Below are 24540 nucleotides of genomic sequence, written 5' to 3' on the forward strand. Positions count from 1 at the left end.
TCATATAGCTCATTATCTGAAGAACCTATTTCCTTGTAGGCTTCAAAATATACGTCGAATCTTTCACTTACTATTTATTTTCATATGCCTAATACATCAGTTTATCAAAACTGTTTAAATTAAAAAAGAGCTATGTTGCAAATGCATAGCGACACAGCTCTTTAGCTATCTTCCTACTAAAAATAACTTTTAGTAGGAAGATTAAGCAATTATCACATTTAATAAATATTTACTTTGATAAATCCCCTTAGAGTTGCTATACCCTATATCTTATGAACCTGTGCCTTTTTACTATCTAGCAATATAGTAGGCTTATCTGTAATTATTCCGTCTACATTTAATTTCATTACTCTCTTCATATCTCTTGGTCCATCTACTGTCCAAGCATATATGGTTTTGTTTAATTCATGAATATTTTCTACCATATTTGGTGTTATAAGGCCCTGCTCAACACTATAGAAATCAACACCTTCTATAGGTAGTTTTTGACCTCTCTTAAACACTATATATCCTGTGGTTATATCTGGATTTTCTTCTTTAACCTGTAGTATAATATTATAGCTCATGGAGTGAACCATACACTGTTTGGTAAAATTATTTTTATCTATCATATTAACTACTTTAGTAGTAAGATCTCTAGTATTGCCATAGGGCTTAATCTCTATTATAAGCTTTCTCTTATTATTCGCTACTGCCATTACTTCATTGAGAGTTGGAATTCTTTCATCTTTGTACTGGGATTTAAAAGGCTGATGTATTCTTAAATTTCTTAGCTGGCTATAGGTTAATTTATCCACCGTAGTATTTACACCAGTTAATCTTCTTAAATTTTTATCATGCATTAAGACTACTACACCATCCTTAGTTTCCTGCACATCAATTTCTGCATAATCTACCCTATGATTTATTGAACTCTTAATAGAGCTAATTGAGTTTTCAGGTTCATTATTACAGATTCCCTTATGAGCCACAATTTTTATAGAGTTTAAATTGACATCAGTACTTAGATATTCCACATTTTCTCTTTTCTCAAGGCTATTCACTGCATAGGCTTTTTGGTATAGTTCCGATTTAAATATAAAAGCTATAGAAAACAGCATAATTGCAACTATGGTTACGCACAGTATCATTACCTTTTTAGTTTTAAAATTAAATTTTCGCATATTACCCCTCCTTTGTACACAACACTTTAACCTTCATAAAAACATTATCTTATTTTAACCTAATATACATTATATTAGAATAGAATTACAAATATCACTCTAAAATTATTTTAACTTCAATTTAGAAAATTATTAATAATATTTATTATTCTTTCTAAAAAAATTTAAATATATAAGTTCAAATTAAAATTATACATCAATAATAGTAAATATCTGATCTCCAAACAAACTGGAAACTTGATAATAAATATAACTTATTGCAATATATATTTAGAAAAGTATTTAAAGCTAAATTTAATAGTAAAGGTACTGAAACTATAATGTTTCAGTACCTTTACTATTTACATTTCATGATTTTATTTAAAGATTTATCCTTTATCTTTTCATGCATTAAAGGTTAATACCTCCACCTCTAAGCGAAGCGTAGGTGGGACTTTTCAATCAGATGGGGTAGAATCCCCACCTGATTTCCCGATGTTTCAGCTTGCTGAAACGAGTTCACTATATTACTTAAGTCTTTTTATGTAATTTGTTTTTTATTATGTTATTTATAATTTTATATTTTAAACTTTTGAACTATTTCATTAAGTTTTTGTGCAAGTTCTGCTTGGCTCTGTGAAGTTCTTGCTACCTGTGCTACACCTTCTGTGGCCTCATTCATACTGGATTGTATGGATTCTACATTGTGAGAAGATTTTTCTGCAATAGCTGAAGTGTTTTGTATTGCTTCAGACACTTGTCCTACTGTTGCAGTAATTTCTTCTGTCATAGCTGCTATTTCTTCTGTAATAGAACTTACAAAATTTGAATCATTGTAGTATTGATTTCCCATATCTACAAAGGCCATAAGCTGTGGATGTATATCCTCATTAATAAATTTAAGTACCTCATTACTATTGTTAGAAATATTCTTGAAAGCATCCTGTACTTTTGAAATAGTATCTTTTATACCTGATACTGCCTCTGAAGATTGCTCTGCAAGCTTTCTAACTTCCTCTGCCACCACTGCAAAGCCCTTTCCATGCTCTCCCGCTCTGGCTGCTTCGATAGCTGCATTAAGTGCAAGTAAATTTATTTGTGATGCTATAGCTGCTATAGTATCTGACATCACACCTATATTTTCTACTACCTTACCATCTTCAATTGCCTTTAATATGTTATTTCTCTTTTCAGCATATACTTTTTGTACTGCATCTGTAGACTTTTTACCCTTGTCCTGTACTTCAATTGCCCTTTCCTTGGATTGAATTGAGCTATTGCTTCCTTCCATGGACTTTTCTGATAACTGATTAACGCTGGTGTCTACCTCCTGCACTGATGCACTGATTTCCTCAGAGGAAGCGCTGGTTTCCTGGACGCCACTGGTTATTTCCTTAGTAGCAGCATCTATATTTTCAAAGTTTGCATTTAACTCCTCCACCATAGCAGAAAGTTCTTCACTGGCAGCACTCATATCCTGAGAGTTGTCCATAATATGCTTTACTAGTTCCTTTACATTTTTCTGTGCTGAATTCAGCGCAATACCTGTTTGTGAAAATTCATCATTTTTTGTTATAGTTATAGCATTAGAGAAATCATATTTAGCTAATCTCTCTGCAAAAGACTTTATTTTTCCAAGAGGAACGAGAATTCCTCTTGCAAGTACAATAGATAAAATTATTGAAATAATAACACCTACTATAATAAGTATAATCATAGTATTACTAGCACCTGTATATACACTATGATTATCCGAATTTGTTTGCTTTGCATGAGTGGAACTCATGGCTATCAGCTTATCAATTGAATTAAACATAGGTTGCCATTTTTCATTCATTCTTCCATATTGAAATACTGCTTCATCTGTACTTCCATTGTTTATCAATGTCAATAGATATTCTTCCTGTTCTGTAAACTGTTGAAAATTAGAATGGAATAAACTGAATTCCTTCTGTTCCTGATCATTTACACGGCTACTACCATACTCTTTTATGTAACTATCATTTTTATCTGCAATTTTCTTAATATCTTCCAAAAGCACTGTCTTTTGGCTAGAATCTTTTACATAAACTAACTGCAGCATATCTGATTTGATCTGAGTTAAATTTTGCTCCATGTCTGTGAGTATATATACACTTCTAAGACTATTACTGTACATTTCCTGTGAATTTCTATCTAATTTTTGTAGTGAAGTCATACCTATAATTCCTGTTACTGCAACTATAAAAACTATAATAGAAAAAGCTATAATTATATTTGTTTTTACTTTTAAATTCTTAATTATTTTCATTTCCTAATCCTCCTTCGTAATACTAAAATTAACCTGTAACTACATATAAATAAGTATCTAAACTTCTATCTACAGCTGAAGCTACAATATTAATAAACGCTTCTAAATCATTTTCTGTGCTAGCCTTTTCAAGAGCATTCATGTAGGATTCTCTATCTTGCATTTTTATAACAGTAATAGTGTATCCATTTCTCATAAGTATCAAATTCATAAGAAGTCTTCCACATCTGCCATTTCCATCTGTAAATGGATGTATATAAGTAAACTTATGATGAAATTCTGCTGCAAGCATTATTGGCTCAAGTTTATTTTTATTTACATCATACCATTTAATTAGTTTTCCCATTTTCTCTGAAATCAAGAAATGCTCTGGTGGTCTATGCTTACTACCACTTATAAGCACATTAACATTTCTATACTTGCCTGCATTCTCATTATCAATACTCTTAAGAATAATATAATGTAAGTTTTTAATTACACTCTCATTAATATCAATATTTTTGTTTACTATATCCTCTATATAATCAATAGCTTCTTTGTGATTAATAACCTCAAGATGTTCCCTAAGGCTTTTACCTTTGCCAATAGTAATTCCATCTTCTAAAATAACTTTAGTTTCTGTAATTGTAAGGGTGTTCCCTTCAATAGCATTTGAATTATATGTAAGTTCCACATCAAAATATTTTTTTAAGTTTTTAATAATCGTTTTGTTAAATGGTCTTCTGCTATCTAATATCTGTTTTTTTCTGTTTATTTCTTCAAACATAGCAATCATCACCCTTTTAGAAAATTTTTATCCGATGACTAGCAGACCTAATACTCCCATCGCACTCTGTGAAAGCAATTCACACAAAATTAAAAATTTTGGTTCTATGCTTTCCTATCAAAGTGGGAGATAAGGTATGCTACGTCCCTAGATAACAATTTCTAAGTTTCAGCGGTGGAAAACAAAAAACTCCACCTAAAACTTAGAACTCTGTTTATAATATTATAAATACTCTGTTATTATATTTACAAATCTATCTATATATTTTAAATCATTATAGTGTTTTCTGTCTTCCCCGATTAACTCTTAACCATATTCTGTCCACTAATTCTCCGAAAAAATACAGTGCTATAAATATTAATGGGAAAGAATATCGCCCTTGACCCTCTGTGAAAAAATATACGGAAGTAAACATATAAATGCACACCAAACCATAGAGCTCAAAGCTATCTATAGATTTAAACTCTTTTCTTATTATCTTCACTATAATCCTTATGGTAGCTATAATCATGAGTATTATTGCAGGTAAAAACAATACATTTCTCGCTAGGTTTGCATAGGTTATAAAAACATACTCTAAGGCTTTACTAGTTCCCGCTCCATGAAGAGCGTAGAGTATGTCATCTCCTACAAAGTAGGTACTGAATAATCTTTTAAATCCCAATTGCACAAATCTACCTGGATGACTCACTATCCACTTTTTAGCTGCTTTGCTTAGCATTTTGTTTTTTTCTGTCATATTAGCCTTCTGATATTCTTTTGTGTTTACAATAGAATTTTCTACCTTAGCGGCTTCCATCCATCGTCCATATTTATTTTGTGAATTATTGTTTATATAAAGTACAACACCACCGTTGTTAGATATAAAAGTAAACTGTCCCATAAGTTTTGTATTCCTATAGGCCCAAGGAGAAAGTGCTAATAAACTCACAAGTAATATTATCGCCGAATGTTTTATAATCTTTATAAGTTTTACCCTTAAAATTAACTCAATTAAAAATATAGCAAAAAAGAATACTATAAAAAAGGGTTTTATCATACTATTTATCGCCACTAAAATACCTATTAATACATATTTATACTTTAAATCACTATAATATACTAATGTAGTCAAAAGAAATAAGGTTGTAAATATTATTTCTGTACCCAAAATGCTGTTATAAAAAATGTTACTTGGAAACAGTACAAATAAAGTGTATATAATTTTACGTCTGCTTTCTCTTATATTTATCTTTTTTAAAATTTTATAAAATATAAGGTAACTTAATGCAGTTAAAACCACATTAAAAATCTTAGCAATAATTATACTGCTGCCAAATATCTTGTATATAAACCCTAAAATAATAGAATAGCCTACAGAAGTGTAGGTATTCCCCCACTGTCCACCATTTGCTACCTGCGTGGCTATAGTATTATAATATGCAAAGTCCGAATATGGTTCTGTTTTTACAAAAATAATCCACAACAGTGAAAGAATTACACCCACAGTTGTGACTACTTTATAGTAATTCTGTTTATTATTTTTCATTTTTATCTCCCTGTAATTTTATTCCTATCAATAAATCTTAATTGTTAATTTCTTTATACAATCACCTTTATACCTAATTCTCAGCTTATATTCTAACATATATTATGCATAAAATACCAGAACTTATATATTCGCTCACTTGGTAATCATATGAAGTACTGGTGATTAATCCTTGACACAAATCTATAAAAAAAGTAGCTGTCCCGCTATGCATAGATATGCATTGCGAGACAGCTTTTTAACTATTCTGCTATTAAGGCATCTTCAAATAAATAACTAGTCAGTATACTAGTCTATTTTGAATCATACTACGTTAACAGAACCCTCTGATAGTACCACTATCATCAGGACCTGTTTCCTTGTATGATTCAAAATATACGTCGTATCTTTGACTTGTTATTTATTTTCATATGCCTAAAAATAATTATTAGAATCCTATTTTTAATAATTAAACAAGAGGGTTCTCAACTTTAATAAATATTTATTCTTTTTGAGATATACCCCTTTTTTACATTTTTATATACTTTCTTCTCTTTTTAGTTCATCCTTTTGCCCTCTAGCTTTAGGTAAAAGAGTAACAAGTGAAATAATAAATGCAATAATTATAATCCCAGCAGCAAATAAAAATGTATAGTGTATTCCAGAGATAATATTTGCTGGGTTTGTTTTAGTTATAGACTTAGTCTTTGTGAAAAAATAGAATAAGGCACCCATCAAAGCTGCTCCTGTAGTCTGTCCAATGGTACGAGATAAATTAAGAAGTCCTGATGCAAGTCCTCGTTGTTCCGGTTTTGAGGATGACATTATAGATGCATTATTTGGTGTCTGGAAAAAAGCTAAACTTCCATTAAATATAAGTATAGTAACAGCAAAAATAGCTATACTTGTTGATCCTCTTAATGTAGACATTCCAAAAGATCCAATGGCAAAAATAATTATACCAAGGATCATTACGGTATAATTACCTAAATGCCTTGCCAGCTTAGTAGAAATAGGCGTAAAAATAGTACATCCAATAGGCCCTATGGTCATTAATAATCCCGATGTAGATGTAGAGTACAGCTTTCCCTGCTGAAGATAAAAGGGAAGTATAAATACTGCTCCCGTTATTACAGTATACATAAGTACACTTATAGCAAGACTTCCGCTGAACACTTTATCTTTAAACATACTGAGCTTTATAAGAGGAGATTTTATCCTATGCTCCAATAATAAAAATGCTATAATAAATATAACTGTTAGAGCTATAAATAAAACAACAATTCTGCTTAGTCCATTATCCTCAGCAAAAGTTACACTTAAAACATAACAGCTAAGTGCAGCACATAACAACAGTAATCCAGGTACATCAAACTTCTCAACCTTTTCTGATATTGGAATTTTAGGAAATCCTAATACAAGTATTAATGCTATAATTCCTATGGGAACGTTAAAAAAGAAAATAGATCTCCATCCAAAATAGCCTATAAGAACTCCACCAACTGATGGTCCCAGTGCAAATCCTACTGGAAGCATTGCGGTGAGAATTCCCATACTCTGTATAATTCGATCCTTTGAAACTAAATCACCTAAAATCGCAAAGGACAAGGCCATGAGTATAGCTCCTCCTACCCCCTGCAGCGCACGAAATAGTATAAGAGTATAAATTGATGTTGATACTCCGCAGAGTAAAGAGGCCACAGTAAAGATTATAATTCCAAGTATAAAAATAGATTTTTTCCCAAATACATCTCCAATACGACCTATTCCAACTATAAGAGATGTAACTGCCAAAAGATAACTAAGTGCTATCCATTGAACGCTGGCAAAACTTGCCCTAAGGGATTTAGCAACAGTAGGCAGTGCAATATTAACTATATTTGTATCAATTGCAGCCATAAGTGTTGTAAGTGAAAGTACTAAAACAATTAGATAGTAATTAGGTTTAGTACCTACCCCACTAGATTTTTCTGTCATACATATCATCCTTCCAATAAAAAACATACATTACCTATTGATATTATTATACACCCTTATAAATTTCTTTAAAAGACACAAGGAAATATTAGCACCCCTGGGGTGCTATCTTTTCCATAAATTCCAAATTTTACACCCCAGGGGTGCTTAAAATATGAAAGTTGGCAATAATCAATATAAAAAGGGAGGATTTTGATTATATGCCAACATCCAAAAGAAAATGGTATTCAGGTGCAAGCTATCATGTTACAGCTAGAGGAAATAATAAAAGTATCATATTTAGAGAAAAAAGTGATTTTTTACACTATTTAAAATTGTTCATAGAAGCACTAAAATATTATGAATGTGACGAATATAAGATAATATGTTACTGTTTAATGAATAATCATGTACATATTCTTATAAAGACAGAACATAAACCGCCAGTGCAGTTTATTGGAAGGATAAACAGTAAATATGCAAAATATCACAACAAAAAATATAATTGCATTGGACATTTATTTCAGGATAGATATTATTCAGAAATTATCAAAACTGATGTGCAAATGATTGAAACCAGTAGGTATATACATTTAAATCCGGTAAGAGCCAATATAGTAAAAAAAGCAGAAGAATATACATGGAGTAGTTACAGCATGTACATAGGAGATAGGGAAGAAAACATTATTTCCTCTGATAATATTCTCTATTATTTTCAGGAACAAAATAATAGAGAAGTTTATCAGAAATTTGTAGAAAGCATTATCTCTCAATAAGGAGAGATAGCACCCCTGGGGTGCTATCTTTTCCATTCTTTCCATTTTTTACACCCCTGGGGTGCTTTATTAACATTACTATTTTTTATTTCCTAATAATTCATGTATTACATATGTAGCATCCATAAATTTAGCAATAGACTGTTCTCTGTTTAATCTATTTATTATTATTGCTAAAAGTTCAGACATATCAACTGATTTAAACCACTCAGCTTTTTCAAGTTCAGGTGATATATAAGTCAAATTTGTTGAATAAACTTTGGTTATTATATTATCATCATAATATTTTTGGAACTTTTCTAGCCCCTCTGTGAAAAATGCAAAAGTAGTAGCAACATAAACATTTTTTGCCTTTTTTAATTTTAATTCTTTTGCTATATCAAGCACTGATTCTCCTGATGCAATCATATCATCAACTATTAAAACATCCTGATTTTCAACATCTCTTCCCATATATTCATGTTTAACTATAGGATTTTTACCATTTACAATTGTTGAGTGATCTCTTCTCTTGTAGAATAATCCAACATCAACTCCAAGAACACTTGAATAATATATAGCTCTATCCATGGCACCTGTATCTGGACTTATAACCAGCATATCCTTTTTAGGTATTTCTATATCATTCTCTTCTTTGATAATAGTTTTAAGAATATCATATGTAGGGTATAAATTTTCAAATGACAATAGTGGAATTGCATTTTGAACATTAGGATCATGAGCATCAAAAGTCAATATCTCCTGTACTCCTAGACGCTCTAGTTCTTGAAGTGCTAGTGCACAGTCTAAGGATTCTCTGCCCTTTCTTCTATGCTGTCTTGATTCATAAAGTAGTGGCATTATAACAGTTATTCTTTTAGCTTTTCCTCTTATGGCTGATACAGTTCTCTTAATATCCTGAAAGTGTTCATCTGGACCTTTGTGATTTTCCATTCCAAACATATTATATGTACAACTATGATTACCTATATCACAAAGTATGTAAATATCTTTTCCTCTAACTGAATCTGAAAGCTTTACTTTACCTTCACCGTTAGAAAAACGTACTTCGTCTACAGGTAATAAAAAGTTATCATCTACGTTTCTTCTCTCTTTAATATGTTTATCAATTTTTTTCCCTAATTCCCTAAAACTCTCCAAAACAATTAGACCTAGTTCTCCATTATTATGGTTAAAAATTTGACCACTGCTCATATTTGTCCTCCATATATCATTTTAAATTTATACATTAATACATTTTTCGAGTATTTTACTTAATTAATTTTAAGTATACAAGTGGTTTATGTCAATGGTAATAGCACCCCTAGGGTGTAAAAAATGGGAAATTAGCAATGATTTTATGGTTATAAATCTTAGTGCCATTGTAATTAATTTTGTCAGTTTTACAATTCTGCTCATAGCACTTTTATATAATTTGCTGTGATCACATTTATTTACTGTAAGTAGGTGCTGCCCATCTCCCATCTATAAAGAGTGAGAGAATTTCATTTCGCACGTTAAGTTAAATCTGTTTCTATATATTTTTCTCATAACATAACTAAGATATATTGTAAAAACAAAAGACAAAATATTACCCAACAGAAACTGTAATATATCAATATTTTTAGATAAAAAAATAAGGCAATTTGAATACTTTCTTAATATGCCATGAATTGTAAATAAAATTAACAATTTATTAACATATTTTTATACTACTAATCAAAACCAATATATATAAAATCACTTTAACCTTGTTTTAATCAAAATCATCCTATATACTATATAAATACTCTCAAGATACCATAATCAAACCTAACATCAATGAATAAAACTAGTTATAAATAAAGATAACCAATAATTTGATTTTATATAATACTTAAGTATAATTAATACAAACTAATTATACTAAAGGAGAGAAAAGATATGTGTAATTGTGGCTGTGAACATATCGAACTAAAGTTTAAATATAAAGTATTTTATAAAGAACAAATGAAAAAATACCCAGGAAAGATAAAAAAACTTTCCTTAGTAATAGATAATAAGAACCACGTAGAAACTAATAATATTAATTTAATTCAAATATTCTTGCTATTCTTTAAAATAGGATTTACAGCCTTTGGTCCTTCCATGATAATGGAAACCAAAAAAACTATCGTAAAAAAATTGAAATTGATTACTGAAAAAGAGCTTCTTGAAGGACTTGCACTTGCACAGCTAATACCTGGGGCAACCTTTGTTTCTCTCTCTATTTATATAGGTTATAAATTAAAGGGATTACTAGGTGCAGTAGCAAGTTTCATAGGTTTTATTTTTGCACCATTTTTTATTATGTTGATGTTGTCATTACTCTACTTTAAATATGAAAATATAGCATTTGTAAATGTTTTATTTAAAGGACTTGGAGCTGTAGTTGTTGCACTTATATTAAATGCTGTATGGGATTTGGCTAAAACAACAACTTCTAATATTCAAGCGATTATAATAGCTGTCACCGCCTTTATAATTTCTATATTATATAATAATATTTTTTTAATCTTATTTATTTCAGCACTAATGGGACTAATTCTTATTCCTAAAAGTACAGAGGATATTAAAAATACAAAGTTAATAGAAAAAACTAAGATACAGTGGAAAAATATCATAATAATTTGTATAACAATTTTACTGTTTTTTATTTTAGTTGATTTTAATAGAGACCTATTAAGTATTGCTATAACATTTTTTAAAATTGGAACATTGTCATTTGGTAATGGGTTTACAATGATTCCTCTAATACAGCAAGAAGTTGTTAACACTCATCATTGGTTAACCCTTGATCAATTCATGGTTGGTGTGGCACTAGGGCAAATGACACCTGGACCAGTAACTATTACAGCTACTTTTATAGGATATAAGGTTATGGGATTAATAGGTGCAGTAGTTGGAACGCTATCAATATATGTACCATCTTTTCTTTTGGTAGCAATAACCTTTAACATCTATACAAAAATCAAGAAATACAATTGGATAAATTCTGTATTAAGTGGATTACTTTCATCCTTTGTTGGGATTATGGCATTAGTAGTAATAAATACGGGAAGGCATGCTCTTACTGATGTTTATACTCTAATATTATTTGCATTATCCTTTATACTGCTGCAATTTGTTAAATTAGATTCTAAGTTAGTAATATTAGGTGGTATAGTGTTATATATTATGATTTATTATTTAGCATAAAAATATAATACCCTAAGGATGTAAAATCATAGTAATTACACCCTTGGGTACATAAATTAATTTACATTATCATAATTCAGAAGAATTTTTAGTTTTACTTAACGGAATTTCTTTTATAAACAAACTTATTATTAATCCTAATATTGCCATACCAAGACAAATTATAAATACATCGTGAATAGAATTAGAAAGAATTTGTTTTATATCATCAATTAATTTCATAAAGTGTGGAAGCATTTCTTTAGGTAATTTAGAAGCTATAGCTTTTATAGAATCTCCCCCACCGGATAATGCATTAGGATTTTTCAATACTTTACTAATGGATGCTGGAAAACCTGTAGTATTAAGATCCTTTAAGTCATTTACCACAGCTGTACTCATAATTGTTCCAAGTACTGAGGATGCAATAGTCTGTCCAAGTGATTTAAAAAATTGAGTTGATGAAGTTACAACTCCAATCTTACTTTCAGAAAAAGCACTTTGAGCAGTAACGCTGAATATAGGCATTCCAATACCTACTCCAAATCCCAAAATAATCATAGCAATTATTACTTGTGAGTTAGACGTGTTAACTCCTAAATTTAAAAGCATCACAGAACCTATAAGTAAAATTACAAAACCTATTATTGCCTGGAGTTTATATTTATTAGTTTTTGATACCAATAAACCGCTTATCATAGCCCCTACAATAAGACTAAGCATCATAGGTGTTAGTATGGCTCCAGATTTACTGGCACTGGAACCTATAACCTCTTGAGCAAACAAAGGTATAAAAATTGAACCACCCATCAATATACCACTTATTAAAAACATCTCAATAGCAGAAATGTTAAACACAAAGTTCTTGAATAAAGACATAGGTATTATAGGGTCTTCAGCCTTTGTTTCAATAACTGCAAATACAATGAGCATAAGCACTGAGAATACCAGCATTCCTATAATTTGAACAGAATTCCAATCATAATTTTTTCCAGCCCAAGTAAAGGCAAGAAGCATTGGCACTAATGCTATAATTAAGGATATAGCTCCAAAATAATCTATCTTTTTTCTTTCCTCTGCCCTATGAGGTGGGAGTACTAATATTATTATAATAAATGCTATTATAGCTATAGGTACATTTACGTAGAATACCCATCTCCAACTAAAATTATCTGTAATAAAGCCACCGAGAGATGGTCCAACAATACTTGCAAGTGCTCCTGCTGAAGAGGCTATTCCCACATATTTTGCTCTTTCTGCTGGTGCAAAGAGTATTCCTATAATTGCTAGGGAGTTTGATATTAGGATAGCACCACCCATACCCTGAAAACCTCTAAAGAAAATAAGCTGCATCATATTTTGTGAAATTCCACATAGTGCTGAACCCAAAAGAAAAACAATGATTCCAAATATATATACGGGTTTAAAACCATACACGTCTGCAAGTTTTCCAAAAAGTGGCATTGATATAGTTATGCAAAGTAAATATGCTATCATTGGCCAGGTATAGTAGTCAAACCCCTGAAGACTGCTTACAATTTTGGGCATAGCCGTAGTAACTATTGTACCGTCAAGAGATGCAAGAAGTATACTCACCATTACCCCTATCATTATTAATACTGTAGTTTTTTTGTTTACATTTGTAAAAGTCATATTAATCGCTCCTTAATTATAAAATTTATGAACTAAAGTACTATTTATATTTCATATTATATTTTATTGAAATTGAAAATGCAATAGTTTTGTAATATAATTATAAATATATTTCATATTTTGGAGGAATGTAAGGATGAATGGCTTTGAAAAAAGACGTGAAGATAAAAAAGAAGCTATATTAAATGCAGCTTTAGAACTATTTAAAAAGTTTGGATATGACAAGGTAAGTATTGCTGAAATTGCAAAAAAAGCCTCTGTTTCACAGGTTTCCATATACAACTTTTTTGGAAGCAAAAAAAATTTAAGAGATGAACTGTTGAAAAAACTTGTAGATGCTAATCTAGTTGAAACCTTAGATATTTTAGAAAGCAATGATTCTGTAAAGATTAAAATAGAAAAATTATTGATGTCAAAAATAAATTTTTGTAAAAGTTTTTCCATGCATTTCTTGGTAGAATCTGTACGCAATAATTCATCAGATATTGCACCTGGCAATTTCGCCATAGAATATATAGGTAAGGATAACTATAAAAAAATAGAAGATGGATTTGCTAAACTCTTTGAACAGGGAAAAAAAGAAGGTCTTATCGATAAAGACATTTCTATAGAATCAATACTGTATTATACAGAAACTATACGATATTATTTTCTAAATAATCCCTCCAGCTTTGATAAACTAGAAAATAATCCAAAACTGGCAAAAGAATTCTTTTCATTAATGTATTATGGAATTATGAAAAGATAACTAATGAGCTCAAGGTTACTGACCAAAAATGGCAGTAACCTTGAGCTCATCTCAGAGTGCAATCTTAGATTGACAAAATGTTTTTTCCATAATAATATATACCCATACCCCTATAGGTATATATTATTAAAATTATGTCAGGAGGATAAAAATATGCGTCAATGTATGGACATTCCAAAAGTTCAAACAAGAATCAAAAAAATCCAGGGTCAGCTTAGAGGCATTTCAGAAATGGTAGATAAGGATGTTCCTTGTGAAGACATCTTAATACAAATTAATGCAGCAAAAAGTGCATTGCATAAAGTTGGACAAGTAGTGTTAGAAGGTCACTTGCAGCATTGCGTTCGTGATGGTATAGAACATGGTGATGCCGAAAAAACCATTGCTGAATTTGCTAAAGCAGTAGAGCATTTTTCAAGGATGGGTTAGGTGATAAAATGAAAAGCTTAATATACTTTTTTAAAAATGAAGAAAAACGTACCTTACTATTTCTAATAATATCTGCTATAGCATTAATTGTTAGTTTTTTTCATATTGTCAATTTCAAGATTGACGTTGCTTGGATAGCAATTATTCTCTGTGGTATTCCTATCATTAAAGGTGCCATTGAAGGACTTATAAGTGAATTTGATATTAAAGCAGATGTTCTTGTTTCAATTGCACTTATTGCATCTATTTTTATTGGTGAAACTTTTGCTGCCGGTGAGGTTGCGTTTATTATGACACTTGGTGCATTATTAGAGGAACATACCGCTGCAAAGGCACGGGCTGGAATTGAAAAATTAGTGAATCTTACACCTCGTACTGCTAGAGTTGTCCGTAATGGAGTAGAAAGCACAATACCTGCTAAGCAGGTTCAAGTTGGTGATATGCTCCGTGTACTTGCTGGTGAAAGCATTGCCGTTGACGGTGTTATTATTTCTGGACAAACTTCTATTAATCAATCCATAATGACAGGAGAATCCCTACCAGTTGATAAAGGTGTGGGGGATGAGGTTTCCAGTGGAACAGTAAATCAATTTGGAACCTTTGATATGGAAGCAACAAAGGTGGGTGAGGACAGCTCACTGCAGCGAATGATTAAACTAGTAGAATCGGCTGATTCTAGTAAGGCAAAAATTGTTGGTATTGCAGACAAGTGGGCCACTTGGATCGTTGTAATTGCTCTTGTAGCTGCAATTGCTACATGGCTTGTTACAGGAGAAATTATTCGTTCCGTTACAATTCTTGTTGTATTCTGTCCCTGCGCTTTGGTGCTTGCAACGCCTACTGCCATTATGGCTGGAATTGGTAATGCTACCAAGTATGGTATTCTTGTACGTGAAGGAGATGCTCTTGAAAGATTATCAAAGGTAAGCAAAATTGCATTTGATAAAACTGGAACTCTTACTTATGGTAAACCTGATGTTGTAGCAGTACAAAGCTTCAATGCTGATATAAGTTCAGAAAGTTTATTGACTCTAACAGCTTCAGCTGAATTGCGTTCTGAGCATCCATTAGGTAAAGCTATAGTTTCTCATGTTAAAACTATTTCAAAGAAAATCATACAAGAGCCGCAAAAATTCGCAATGATTGCAAGTCGTGGTGTTAAAACCTTGGTCTCAGATTATGCAATATTTGCAGGAAATAAAGAATTGCTAATTGAAAACTCTATAGAAATATCCCAAGATATGCTGGACAAGGCCTCTACATATAGAAACCACGGCTGTACAATTATCTATATTGCAATAAATAGTCATCAAGCTGGATTTATAGCTTTATCTGATATATTACGTAAAGATTCTAAAGAAATTATTGAAAAACTTCAATTACTCAATGTAGAAAGCGTATTGCTAACTGGAGATAATCCACAAGCAGCTTCTCATATTGCTAAGAGTATTGGCATTACTAATGTTCACTCAGAATGCCTACCAGAAGATAAGATGTCTGCAATTGACCAATATCAGAATAAAAACGAGATGATTTGCATGATTGGCGATGGCATCAATGATGCACCAGCTCTAAAAAAAGCATATGTAGGTGTAGCAATGGGTGGCATTGGTAGTGACATTGCCGTTGATGCAGCAGATATTGTCCTTGTCAACGATGACATTAAATGCATTCCTCACCTATTAAGTCTATCACAAAAAACTATGGCAACAATTAAGCTGAACTTAATACTTTCCATGCTTCTCAATTTTGTGGCTATTATATTGGCAATTACAGGTATTTTAAATCCCATAGTAGGTGCATTAGTGCACAATGTAGGCTCTGTTGTGGTTATTATAAACTCTGCATTACTATTAAATTTCAAAAGTAAATGATAATTGTATTATATAGAATGAGAGTTTATCAATTTCTGCACCCCAGGGGTGTAACTTTTGTTATATATTCCAATTTTTACACCCCTGGGGTGCAATTTCTGGATGTAATTTTAACTTATTTTCAATAATCAATTTTACATCCTTTACTAACTGTATTGAAGCTTCAATTTCCACTTTTCTAACGGACAAACTTTCAACATTACATCCTATTGGTATACCCTTGTCCATGGCAAAATCCAGTAATTCTTCAAATATATTCTTGGATAAATCAATCGATTTATCCAGAATATCATTGGAATGTATTAAATCATTCTCCAACCATTTAGGTATATTTATGCCTAACCACTTCATAAATTCTAAAGTTTTTACAGAACCACAAGGTGTAAGAGTAAACAATATAGGAACCATTTCTATATTATTCTCCTGACAATAATAAAAATAGTCTGACAGTAGATTTTTTGAGGCTTCTACATTGTAGATTACCTGAGATACAAAAAACTTACAGCCACTATTTGTTTTCCTGACAATTTTCATGTGTTCATTATTGTTTTTTGTATGTCTTTCCGGTATTACAACTCCCCCTACAGTTAAATTATCCTCTAATTTTTCTCCTATACTATATGCTTCTGATAGCTTCAGTCTAACCTCTTGATCTTGTGAAGAAGCTCCCACAAATACTGAAAATTTATCTTTTTGTGAATCGCATATTATTGATTCTCTTAATTCCCTATCATCATATTTACCAACACAACGATATATAATCTTTTCTACATTTAAATCTTTCATATATTCATTGCTGTACATGGCAGGATCTATCGTTTCAAGAAATGGGAATGGTCTTTCATTTTTTAGTCTATCAGTTTCATCCTGTATATCATATATAATTAAACCGTCAATATCTATGTTCTTTATTCTTTCTACATGCCTTTGTGAAATTTCAGCAATTTTTTCTTTTGAATTACCTTGCTTTGGTGGGGTTATGGCATAGGTTATTATACCCACATCTTTATTTAGTATTTTATCTTTCAACATAGTTTTATCCTTTTGGAAAATTTTACACCCCAGGGGTGTAACTTCTAACTTTTTTGGTAGCCTTAACCATATTAATCAAACTAGGTTTTGTCTCTTTCATACCTCTTGTTTTAAGTCCACAATCAGGATTTATCCACAATTTTTTAATATCCAGTTTGCCAATCATTGTTTTAATTAACTCTTCTATTTCTTCCTCTGTGGGCACCCTAGGTGAATGAATATCGTAAACACCTGGTCCTATTTCAAGTTTGAAATTATTTTCGTGAAGAAAGTCTAGAAGTGAAGAATCTGAACGAGCAGCTTCTATAGAAATTACATCTGCATCCATATCGTCAATTTCCTTAATTATATCTGAGAATTCACTATAGCACATATGTGTATGAATTTGAGTATCTATCTTAACCTTAGAGTTTGTCAATCTAAAGGCAGGAATAGCCCAGTCTAAATACTCTTCTCTCCAGTCTTCTTTTCTAAGGGGCAATTTTTCTCTAAGCGCAGCTTCATCAATTTGTATTATTTTTATGCCTGCTGCTTCTAAATCAAGTACCTCTTCACCAATAGCTAGTCCAATTTGATATGCTATCTGTTTTAATTCTAAGTCTTCTCTTGGGAAAGACCAATTTAAAATTGTAATAGGTCCTGTAAGCATTCCCTTAACTGGTCTATCTGTTTGATCCTGAGCATATTTTATCCATTTTACTGTCATAGGATTTTCACGTTTTATATCACCATATACTATAGGTGGTTTTACGGCTCTTGTACCATAGGACTGAACCCATCCATTCTGAGTAAATAAAAATCCATGTAATAGTCTTCCAAAGTATTCAACCATGTCCGTTCTTTCGTATTCACCATGTACTAATACATCTAAATCTATTTCTTCCTGGAATTTAATTATGTCTTTAATCTTTTCCTTTATCTCATCTTCATACTGATTCTCAGAAATCTCACCTTTTCTAAGGCTCTGCCTTAATTTCTTTATTTCCTTAGTTTGTGGAAAAGAACCTATAGTTGTAGTTGGCAGAATTGGAAAGTTAAAATATTCCTTCTGAGTCTTTCGTCTTTCATCAAAGTCCTCTGCTCTTACAAAATCCTCATCTTTTAAATTTTCAACTTTTGATCTTATATCTTTGTTAAAGCATATTGAATTACTATTTTTTCTTTCAAGTATATTGGTATTCTCAGTATACTTGTTATTTTCAACATACTTATCATCCTTAGATAATTCTCTTAAATCATTGACTTCCACTAATTTTTGTTCTGCAAAAGCTAAACTCTCTATATAATCCTTAGAAATTTTATCCTCTTTCGCAATGGTATGTGGTACATGAAGAAGAGAGCAGGATGTTCCTATGTATAATCTATCTTCATCCACATATTTTTTAAGTTTCTTTATAATATCAATACTCTTTTTATAATTATTTATCCATATATTCTTCCCGTTTACAATACCAGCTATAATCACTTTATCTTTAGGAAATCCATATTTTTCTATGAGTTCTATATTCTTTTTCCCCTCAGCAAGATCAAGTCCCACGGCATCGAACTTCAAATCCTTTAAATGTGGATATATGTCTCTTACATCTCCAAAATAAGTTTGAAGTATAGTTTTAAATTTATAGTTTTTAGCCAAGATTTTGTTATATACATCTTTAAATAGGTTTATATCACTCTCTGAAAGATCTGTTACTAAAATAGGTTCATCAATTTGAAGATAACTAATTCCCTCTGCTTCAAATTTATCTAATACTTCTATATATACCTGTGAAAGTTCTTCTAAGCACTTCTCAAAAGTTTTATCTGTATTTAAATGAGCAAGTTTAAGAAATGTAAAAATACCTATTATCACTGGTTTTGTATCTATGCCTAAAGCCTTAGCTTCTCTATATAAATCAAAGGGCTTAGTGTCATTTATAGAAAACTCAGTATCCTTTTCAATTTCAGGTACTATATAGTGATAGTTTGTATTAAACCATTTTTTCATAGGTAAGGCCTTTACATCCTTATCTCCCTTCTGATATCCTCTTGCCATAGCAAAATAGGTACCTAAAGGTGAAAGTCTCAATTTTTTATATCTTTCAGGTATAATATTTAAAAGAAAAGCTGTATCCAATAAATTGTCATAGTAAGAAAAATCATTAGATGGAATGATGTCTATTCTCGCTTCCCTTTGCTTATTCCAATATTCCTGTCTTAACTCTTTTGCCTTAGCTGAAAGCTCCTTAGCATCTATTTCATTTTTAAAATAAGCTTCTGTTGTAAATTTTAATTCTCTATTTACTCCTATTCTTGGATAACCTACAATTGTTGTTTTTGTCATCTTATTCTCCCCCTCTATAAATAACCATTTATTTTGCATCATACTGTGTTAACATAATTCCCTTATAGCACTACTACCATCAGAACCTGTTTCCTTGTATGTTTCAAAATATACATAGAATCTTTCACTTCTCATGGATTTTCACATGCCTTGTTTTACTGTGAATTAAATATAACATGACATCGGTTTACTAGGGTAACTCCAAAAAACTATTGCCTGCTATAGCAATTAACTATAGCAGGCATATGAGAATAATAGTTGAATGTGGGCTACTGGTATCATTCACCCCTGTTGAAGGGAGGTGATACATATGAGTAATGACGTTTTAATGTTGCTATTTCAAGGTGGTTTGTTCTTAATAGCACTATTAACATTAATAGTGTTACTTATAGAAAAAATCTCAAAAAAATAGTAGCCCCAGCCGCAATTGGATAGCTACTATTTTTTATAATAAAAATAACTAGTGATACCAGTTGCCTAAGCAACTAGAATTGTATACTATAGGGTGTTAGCGCACTCTATTTTTATTTTATGCATTTCTTATTTATATTATATCAAATCTTTTATAAAAATAAACATATATTTTTGTGGAAAATACCATTCCGTATCAATCATATTATAAAAAATTTAATTACTGGAAAAAATCACACCCCAGGGGTGCAATTTTTTCCAGTTATGCAACTTGGGTAAGGATGCAATTGCATTATTCTTTCCATATTTCCTTAGCAGTTTCCACAACAAGCTTTATCTTCTCCCATTGTTCTTCCTCTGTAAGTATGTTCCCCTCTTCCGTAGATGCAAATCCGCATTGGGGACTTAGGCAAAGCTTATCTATGTTTACGTACTCACAGGCTTCAGCAATGCGGGCCTTTAGCCTTTCTTTACTTTCAAGTCCACCATGTTTTGTAGTTACAAGTCCAAGCACCACAAACTGATTATCAATAAATCTTAAGGGTTTAAAATCACCAGAACGTTCATTATCATACTCAAGAAAGAATCCATCCACCCTGCAATTTTTGAAAAGCTCCTCAGCAATGGGCTCATAGCTGCCTGATGCAAACCAGGAAGAGTGAAAATTACCACGACATACGTGAAGTGTAACAGTCATATCCTCTGGGCAATCTTCAATGCTTTCATTGATAAGTTTTACATAATCTCTAGAAAGCCTATCTGGATCAATGCCTCTACTCCTAAGATGTGCTCTATGTCTTTCACTGCAAAGTGTTCCCCAAGCGGTGTCATCCAGCTGAAGATAACGACAACCAGCATCATAAAAGGCCTTGACTGCTGATTTGTACACTGAAGTAATATCTCTTAAAAGCTGTTCATTGGTGTTATAGACATCATTTCCATTATGGCTTTCAACAAAATGAAACAGTGAAGGCGATGGAATTGTAAGTTTTGGGACACTCTCTCCAGCAATACTCTTTAGATATTTAAAATGCTCTATCATAGGATGGTGTTCAAATTTAATCCTATCTACAATACGAAAGCTTTCAGCCTTAATTCTTGATCCGTTTAGGCTTTTGCCTTGGTTTAGGATAATTCTTTCTGTGCCCTTTATACCTAAAAAGAAATCAAGATGCCACCATGAGCGTCTGAATTCCCCATCCGTTACTGCCTTTAGTCCTATCTCCCTTTCTTTTTGTACAAGCTTTTTAATTTCTATATTCTCAACATCAGTAAGCTGCTTAAAACTTATTTCACCTTTTTCAAATTCCATTCGTGCTGTTTTAATTTCATAAGTACGAAGAAAGCTTCCCACAATATCATAGCGAAAAGGTGGAATATTTCTTTTCTTCCCTATTAATTCTTTAATCATATTTTCTCCTTTTAGCTGCTACAGCAGATAATAATTCAAATCAAAATAATTTGTTGAAACAATATCGTTTAATATATCTATAAAGCCTGTGGCTATTTTACTTAGCTTAATATCCTTATGAGCAATCCATCCAACTGTAAATATTTCGTTGCTGTCCAGTGGAATTGACTTAATCTCATCACCATTTAAATCAGAAACCACAACTCCAGTACCCACAGTGTAACTATCCGTTCCAATTAATAAATTAGACAAAGTGGCTCTATCATTTACACGAATAGTTTTAGCTGTCTCAGAAAGATTTATCATTTCTTCTGAAAAGTGTAGAGAATTATTCTCTCCCTGCTCAAATTTAATGCATGGGAAAGGCTCTATGTCTTTAATAGTTACAGATTCTCTATCTGCCAGTGGATGCTTTACACTGATAAAGATGTGTGGATTTGTATTAAAAAGAGGTGTGAATTTAAGATTACTATCGCTAAACACCTTATTCAGCACCTTTGAATTACTATCGTTAATATACAATATACCTACATCACTGTGAAGAGTTCTCACATCATCAATAATTTCATAGGTCTTAGTTTCTTTTAAATTGAACTCATACTGCTCAGTGTTAAGCTGCTTCATAAATCTAACAAAAGCATCTACTACAAAGGCATAATGCTGAGTTGAAACAGAAAAATGTACAGGTTTTAATTTTATTCCCTTGTAATGATTCTCCAAAAGCTCAGTCTGTTCTATAATTTGCCTAGCATATCCTAAAAACTCAACACCCTCTAAGGAAATACTAATTCCTCTATTATTTCTATCAAATATTGTAATTCCAATTTCACCTTCAAGATCTTTTATTGCATTGGAAAGACTTGGCTGAGATATAAAAAGTCTCTTGGCTGCCTCATTCATTGAACCACAGTTTGAAACTTCAATAGCATATTTTAATTGCTGCAGAGTCAAAGTATTCACTCCCTTTTGACTTAGACTTAAAATCTAATTGCTTTAGTTTTTAAACTATTGTATACTTAAAACAAAATTAATATTGTGAATTGTAGGTTACTAAAGTGTAAACCCTTGTTTTTGTATTATCTATTATATTTCAAAACAGTAATATAGTATAGTCTTTTATCCGATGACTACCAGACCTAATACTCTCATCCAAGTGGGAGATAACGGCTGCTACATCCATGGATAATTTAGCTAAACTTAGAGGAGTAAAAACTCCCTCTAAGTAAGATTCATTGATATTTACTCTGAATATAATTAAACATACAAATACATTCATCAGTTTACTATTTTAGTTTAAGGCACATTCAAATAAATAACTTCAGTATGTTAATCTATTTTGAATCCTACTTTGTAAGCAGAATCCTTAGATAGCTCACTATCATGGTCACCTGTTTCCTTGTATGATTGATTCAAAATAGACGTCGCATCTTTGACTTGTTATTTATTTTCATATGCCTAAAAGGGAAGCAAGGTGAAATTCCTTCACGGTCCCGCCGCTGTAATAGAGGAACCCTTATAGATATACCACTGGGAAACTGGAAAGGTTATAAGGGTAATGATACTTAAGTCAGAAGACCTGCCTATAATTCTTCGCCAAATAAGCTCTACGGAAGATAGAGAGGTGACTGGAGTATCTTTTTATATAATTATATAGGATATCTATGCCTTTTAGCCGTCAGACTAAAAGGCTTTTTAGCGTTTACTTACATTTTAGTTGTAATATCATATTATTTTTAAAACTAGAATACCTATAATTATATATATCTATTATACTTAACCATGCTGCTTTTACTTATCAATTTAGGGAGACAGACAAAATAAATTTACCTTATCTTTATTTTTATTTTGCATCTTAAAAAGTGATTAACTAATACATGGTAAAATCCTGCCTACTCAAAGTTTTCTCTAGAAATTTATTTCTACCGCAAAATATTAATTTAAATTTATTAAACGGAGGTTTTTTATCAATGCATATTGAAGATGGTATTTTATCCCCAGCAGCCTGGGTACCCATGTATGCTATCAGTGCAGCATTTGTTGTGCCTGGAGTTCGAGAAATTAAGAGGAGAGCAGATGAAAACTTATACTACAAACCCTTCCTTGCTATGGTTGGGGTAGGAGTATTTATTATCTCTTGCATGCACTTACCTGTGCCTGTAACTGGCTCCTGTTCTCATCCCACTGGTACATCCCTTGCTGCAATACTGGTAGGGCCCTTTGCAACGGCGGTAATTTCGGCTATTGTACTTTTCTTCCAAGCTATATTTCTAGGACATGGAGGTATAACAACTATTGGTGCTAACACCCTTTCCATGGGAATTGCAGGTGGACTCTCTGGTTATGTCTGTTGGAAGCTTTTTAGAAAATTTAATAGTCCACTTTGGCTTGCTGCTGGAGTAGCTGGTTTTGTTGGAGACATAGTAACTTATCTTGCCAGCGCTCTTGAACTTGCAATTAGCCTGCACGGTAATGTTCCTCTAGTTAAACAATGGATGATATTCTTTATGGGATATGGACCAACTCAATTACCTCTTGCTGTAGCTGAAGCTGTATTCACAGCAGTTATACTTCAAGCAATGGTAAGTCGTCGTCCTGATTTATTGCCTGGAATTTTATTTAAAAAAGCTTCAAAAAAGGAGGCAGCTAATGGTTAAATCAACCCTCAATAATGAAAAATCTTCTTTAACTAATAGTAAAGAATCTTCTCATAATACTATAAAAGATTTAGAAACTAATAGCAAAAATCCCCCTGCTACTAACATAAAATGGTTTGACTCCTATACAAAAAACTTACTTGCAATAATGTGTGTTATTCTAATATTTATAGTTGTATCCGGAACTTATATGGCTAAGCATAATATGGAGGCTGGTGGTACTGATGATACGGTTAATACTCTTGCCACAGAAAATCATCATCCACTTGTGGAATTACCAGGAGATGCACAGGTTGGAGCCTTCTCTGTTACTAATCTCTTTGCAGGACTCATAATTGGTCATCACTGGGATAAGCTTTTTGGAAAACGTAAAGATAGCAATTTACGGGAAGAATAG

Annotated in this window: 19 protein-coding genes and 1 riboswitch; of the genes, 8 read left to right on the forward strand and 11 right to left on the reverse strand. The window is 31.7% G+C overall.

Annotated elements, in window-relative coordinates; all coding sequences use genetic code 11:
* Nucleotides 1–263 precede the first annotated feature (263 nt).
* From RH99_RS09230 to RH99_RS09250, 5 genes are all read right to left on the reverse strand, one after another.
* Nucleotides 264–1163 (reverse strand): glycerophosphodiester phosphodiesterase, encoded by a 900-nt coding sequence (locus RH99_RS09230; RefSeq protein WP_010236905.1) that lies wholly within the window; start codon nt 1161–1163, stop codon nt 264–266.
* Between the two features lie 556 nt (nt 1164–1719).
* Entirely contained in the window at nt 1720–3432 is a 1713-nt protein-coding gene (locus RH99_RS09235; RefSeq protein WP_010236906.1) for a methyl-accepting chemotaxis protein, read from the reverse strand.
* Nucleotides 3433–3460: 28 nt separating this feature from the next.
* Nucleotides 3461–4198 (reverse strand): Fic family protein, encoded by a 738-nt coding sequence (locus RH99_RS09240; protein ID WP_010236908.1) that lies wholly within the window; start codon nt 4196–4198, stop codon nt 3461–3463.
* A gap of 274 nt (nt 4199–4472) precedes the next feature.
* Nucleotides 4473–5726, reverse strand: coding sequence for a glycosyltransferase family 39 protein (locus tag RH99_RS09245; protein WP_010236910.1), 1254 nt, complete (start codon nt 5724–5726; stop codon nt 4473–4475).
* A 516-nt stretch (nt 5727–6242) separates the two neighbouring features.
* Nucleotides 6243–7682 (reverse strand): MFS transporter, encoded by a 1440-nt coding sequence (locus RH99_RS09250; protein ID WP_010236913.1) that lies wholly within the window; start codon nt 7680–7682, stop codon nt 6243–6245.
* 200 nt (nt 7683–7882) lie between these two features.
* Between RH99_RS09250 and RH99_RS09255 the strand changes: the two genes are divergently transcribed.
* Nucleotides 7883–8437 carry a transposase gene (locus tag RH99_RS09255; protein ID WP_010236915.1) on the forward strand — a complete coding sequence of 185 codons (555 nt, stop codon included), beginning with the start codon at nt 7883–7885 and terminating at the stop codon, nt 8435–8437.
* A 78-nt stretch (nt 8438–8515) separates the two neighbouring features.
* Here the strand turns inward: RH99_RS09255 and RH99_RS09260 are convergent, their stop codons facing one another.
* Complete coding sequence (locus tag RH99_RS09260) at nt 8516–9631, reverse strand: ribose-phosphate pyrophosphokinase (protein WP_010236916.1); 1116 nt, start codon at nt 9629–9631, stop codon at nt 8516–8518.
* 708 nt (nt 9632–10339) lie between these two features.
* Here RH99_RS09260 and chrA point away from each other — a divergent pair.
* A complete protein-coding gene (chrA, locus tag RH99_RS09265) occupies nt 10340–11632 on the forward strand; it encodes a chromate efflux transporter (protein ID WP_010236917.1) in 1293 nt (430 codons plus the stop codon).
* Between the two features lie 69 nt (nt 11633–11701).
* On the opposite strand, the gene RH99_RS09270 is transcribed toward chrA, so the two are convergent.
* Nucleotides 11702–13264 (reverse strand): MDR family MFS transporter, encoded by a 1563-nt coding sequence (locus tag RH99_RS09270; RefSeq protein ID WP_010236918.1) that lies wholly within the window; start codon nt 13262–13264, stop codon nt 11702–11704.
* Between the two features lie 136 nt (nt 13265–13400).
* Here RH99_RS09270 and RH99_RS09275 point away from each other — a divergent pair, with 136 nt between their 5' ends.
* The 3 genes from RH99_RS09275 to RH99_RS09285 all read left to right on the forward strand — a co-directional run bounded on the left by RH99_RS09275 (nt 13401) and on the right by RH99_RS09285 (nt 16315).
* On the forward strand, nt 13401–14012 hold the full coding sequence (locus RH99_RS09275; RefSeq protein WP_010236919.1) for a TetR/AcrR family transcriptional regulator: 612 nt from the start codon (nt 13401–13403) through the stop codon (nt 14010–14012).
* Nucleotides 14013–14165: 153 nt separating this feature from the next.
* Nucleotides 14166–14441: a metal-sensing transcriptional repressor gene (locus RH99_RS09280; protein ID WP_010236920.1), complete on the forward strand. Its 276-nt coding sequence runs from the start codon at nt 14166–14168 to the stop codon at nt 14439–14441.
* Between the two features lie 8 nt (nt 14442–14449).
* Complete coding sequence (locus tag RH99_RS09285; protein ID WP_010236921.1) at nt 14450–16315, forward strand: heavy metal translocating P-type ATPase; 1866 nt, start codon at nt 14450–14452, stop codon at nt 16313–16315.
* A gap of 60 nt (nt 16316–16375) precedes the next feature.
* Here RH99_RS09285 and RH99_RS09290 read toward each other — a convergent pair whose 3' ends face one another.
* Both RH99_RS09290 and metE read right to left on the reverse strand, forming a co-directional pair.
* The gene (locus tag RH99_RS09290; RefSeq protein WP_010236922.1) at nt 16376–17347 is read right to left on the reverse strand and encodes a methylenetetrahydrofolate reductase; all 972 of its coding nucleotides are present in this window, start codon (nt 17345–17347) and stop codon (nt 16376–16378) included.
* A gap of 22 nt (nt 17348–17369) precedes the next feature.
* Nucleotides 17370–19667, reverse strand: a complete 2298-nt coding sequence (gene metE, locus RH99_RS09295; RefSeq protein WP_010236923.1) for a 5-methyltetrahydropteroyltriglutamate--homocysteine S-methyltransferase — start codon at nt 19665–19667, stop codon at nt 17370–17372.
* A 310-nt stretch (nt 19668–19977) separates the two neighbouring features.
* On the opposite strand from metE, the gene RH99_RS09300 reads away from it, so the two are divergent.
* Nucleotides 19978–20079 carry a putative holin-like toxin gene (locus RH99_RS09300; RefSeq protein ID WP_010236926.1) on the forward strand — a complete coding sequence of 34 codons (102 nt, stop codon included), beginning with the start codon at nt 19978–19980 and terminating at the stop codon, nt 20077–20079.
* A gap of 291 nt (nt 20080–20370) precedes the next feature.
* Here the strand turns inward: RH99_RS09300 and RH99_RS09305 are convergent, their stop codons facing one another.
* Together RH99_RS09305 and RH99_RS09310 are read right to left on the reverse strand one after the other, a co-directional pair.
* Entirely contained in the window at nt 20371–21489 is a 1119-nt protein-coding gene (locus tag RH99_RS09305) for a 5-methyltetrahydropteroyltriglutamate--homocysteine S-methyltransferase (RefSeq protein WP_010236929.1), read from the reverse strand.
* A gap of 18 nt (nt 21490–21507) precedes the next feature.
* Complete coding sequence (locus RH99_RS09310; RefSeq protein WP_010236931.1) at nt 21508–22440, reverse strand: LysR family transcriptional regulator; 933 nt, start codon at nt 22438–22440, stop codon at nt 21508–21510.
* Between the two features lie 456 nt (nt 22441–22896).
* Nucleotides 22897–23087: riboswitch (cobalamin riboswitch) on the forward strand.
* A 369-nt stretch (nt 23088–23456) separates the two neighbouring features.
* On the opposite strand from RH99_RS09310, the gene RH99_RS09315 reads away from it, so the two are divergent.
* Both RH99_RS09315 and RH99_RS09320 read left to right on the forward strand, forming a co-directional pair.
* On the forward strand, nt 23457–24143 hold the full coding sequence (locus RH99_RS09315; protein WP_010236932.1) for an energy-coupling factor ABC transporter permease: 687 nt from the start codon (nt 23457–23459) through the stop codon (nt 24141–24143).
* Nucleotides 24136–24540 (forward strand): hypothetical protein, encoded by a 405-nt coding sequence (locus RH99_RS09320; protein WP_010236933.1) that lies wholly within the window; start codon nt 24136–24138, stop codon nt 24538–24540. The genes RH99_RS09315 and RH99_RS09320 overlap by 8 nt, the downstream gene beginning before the upstream one ends.

Source organism: Clostridium arbusti SL206, from assembly GCF_000246895.1.
In the GTDB taxonomy this organism is placed as follows: Bacteria; Bacillota; Clostridia; order Clostridiales; family Clostridiaceae; genus Clostridium_I; species Clostridium_I arbusti.

Excerpts from the sequence above, each read along its gene's own strand:
- RH99_RS09230 (WP_010236905.1), bottom strand. The coding sequence starts at position 1,163 with ATGCGAAAATTTAATTTTAAAACTAAAAAGGTAATGATACTGTGCGTA.
- RH99_RS09235 (WP_010236906.1), bottom strand. The coding sequence starts at position 3,432 with ATGAAAATAATTAAGAATTTAAAAGTAAAAACAAATATAATTATAGCT.
- RH99_RS09240 (WP_010236908.1), bottom strand. The coding sequence starts at position 4,198 with ATGTTTGAAGAAATAAACAGAAAAAAACAGATATTAGATAGCAGAAGA.
- RH99_RS09245 (WP_010236910.1), bottom strand. The coding sequence starts at position 5,726 with ATGAAAAATAATAAACAGAATTACTATAAAGTAGTCACAACTGTGGGT.
- RH99_RS09250 (WP_010236913.1), bottom strand. The coding sequence starts at position 7,682 with ATGACAGAAAAATCTAGTGGGGTAGGTACTAAACCTAATTACTATCTA.
- RH99_RS09255 (WP_010236915.1), top strand. The coding sequence starts at position 7,883 with ATGCCAACATCCAAAAGAAAATGGTATTCAGGTGCAAGCTATCATGTT.
- RH99_RS09260 (WP_010236916.1), bottom strand. The coding sequence starts at position 9,631 with ATGAGCAGTGGTCAAATTTTTAACCATAATAATGGAGAACTAGGTCTA.
- chrA (WP_010236917.1), top strand. The coding sequence starts at position 10,340 with ATGTGTAATTGTGGCTGTGAACATATCGAACTAAAGTTTAAATATAAA.
- RH99_RS09270 (WP_010236918.1), bottom strand. The coding sequence starts at position 13,264 with ATGACTTTTACAAATGTAAACAAAAAAACTACAGTATTAATAATGATA.
- RH99_RS09275 (WP_010236919.1), top strand. The coding sequence starts at position 13,401 with ATGAATGGCTTTGAAAAAAGACGTGAAGATAAAAAAGAAGCTATATTA.
- RH99_RS09280 (WP_010236920.1), top strand. The coding sequence starts at position 14,166 with ATGCGTCAATGTATGGACATTCCAAAAGTTCAAACAAGAATCAAAAAA.
- RH99_RS09285 (WP_010236921.1), top strand. The coding sequence starts at position 14,450 with ATGAAAAGCTTAATATACTTTTTTAAAAATGAAGAAAAACGTACCTTA.
- RH99_RS09290 (WP_010236922.1), bottom strand. The coding sequence starts at position 17,347 with ATGTTGAAAGATAAAATACTAAATAAAGATGTGGGTATAATAACCTAT.
- metE (WP_010236923.1), bottom strand. The coding sequence starts at position 19,667 with ATGACAAAAACAACAATTGTAGGTTATCCAAGAATAGGAGTAAATAGA.
- RH99_RS09300 (WP_010236926.1), top strand. The coding sequence starts at position 19,978 with ATGAGTAATGACGTTTTAATGTTGCTATTTCAAGGTGGTTTGTTCTTA.
- RH99_RS09305 (WP_010236929.1), bottom strand. The coding sequence starts at position 21,489 with ATGATTAAAGAATTAATAGGGAAGAAAAGAAATATTCCACCTTTTCGC.
- RH99_RS09315 (WP_010236932.1), top strand. The coding sequence starts at position 23,457 with ATGCATATTGAAGATGGTATTTTATCCCCAGCAGCCTGGGTACCCATG.
- RH99_RS09320 (WP_010236933.1), top strand. The coding sequence starts at position 24,136 with ATGGTTAAATCAACCCTCAATAATGAAAAATCTTCTTTAACTAATAGT.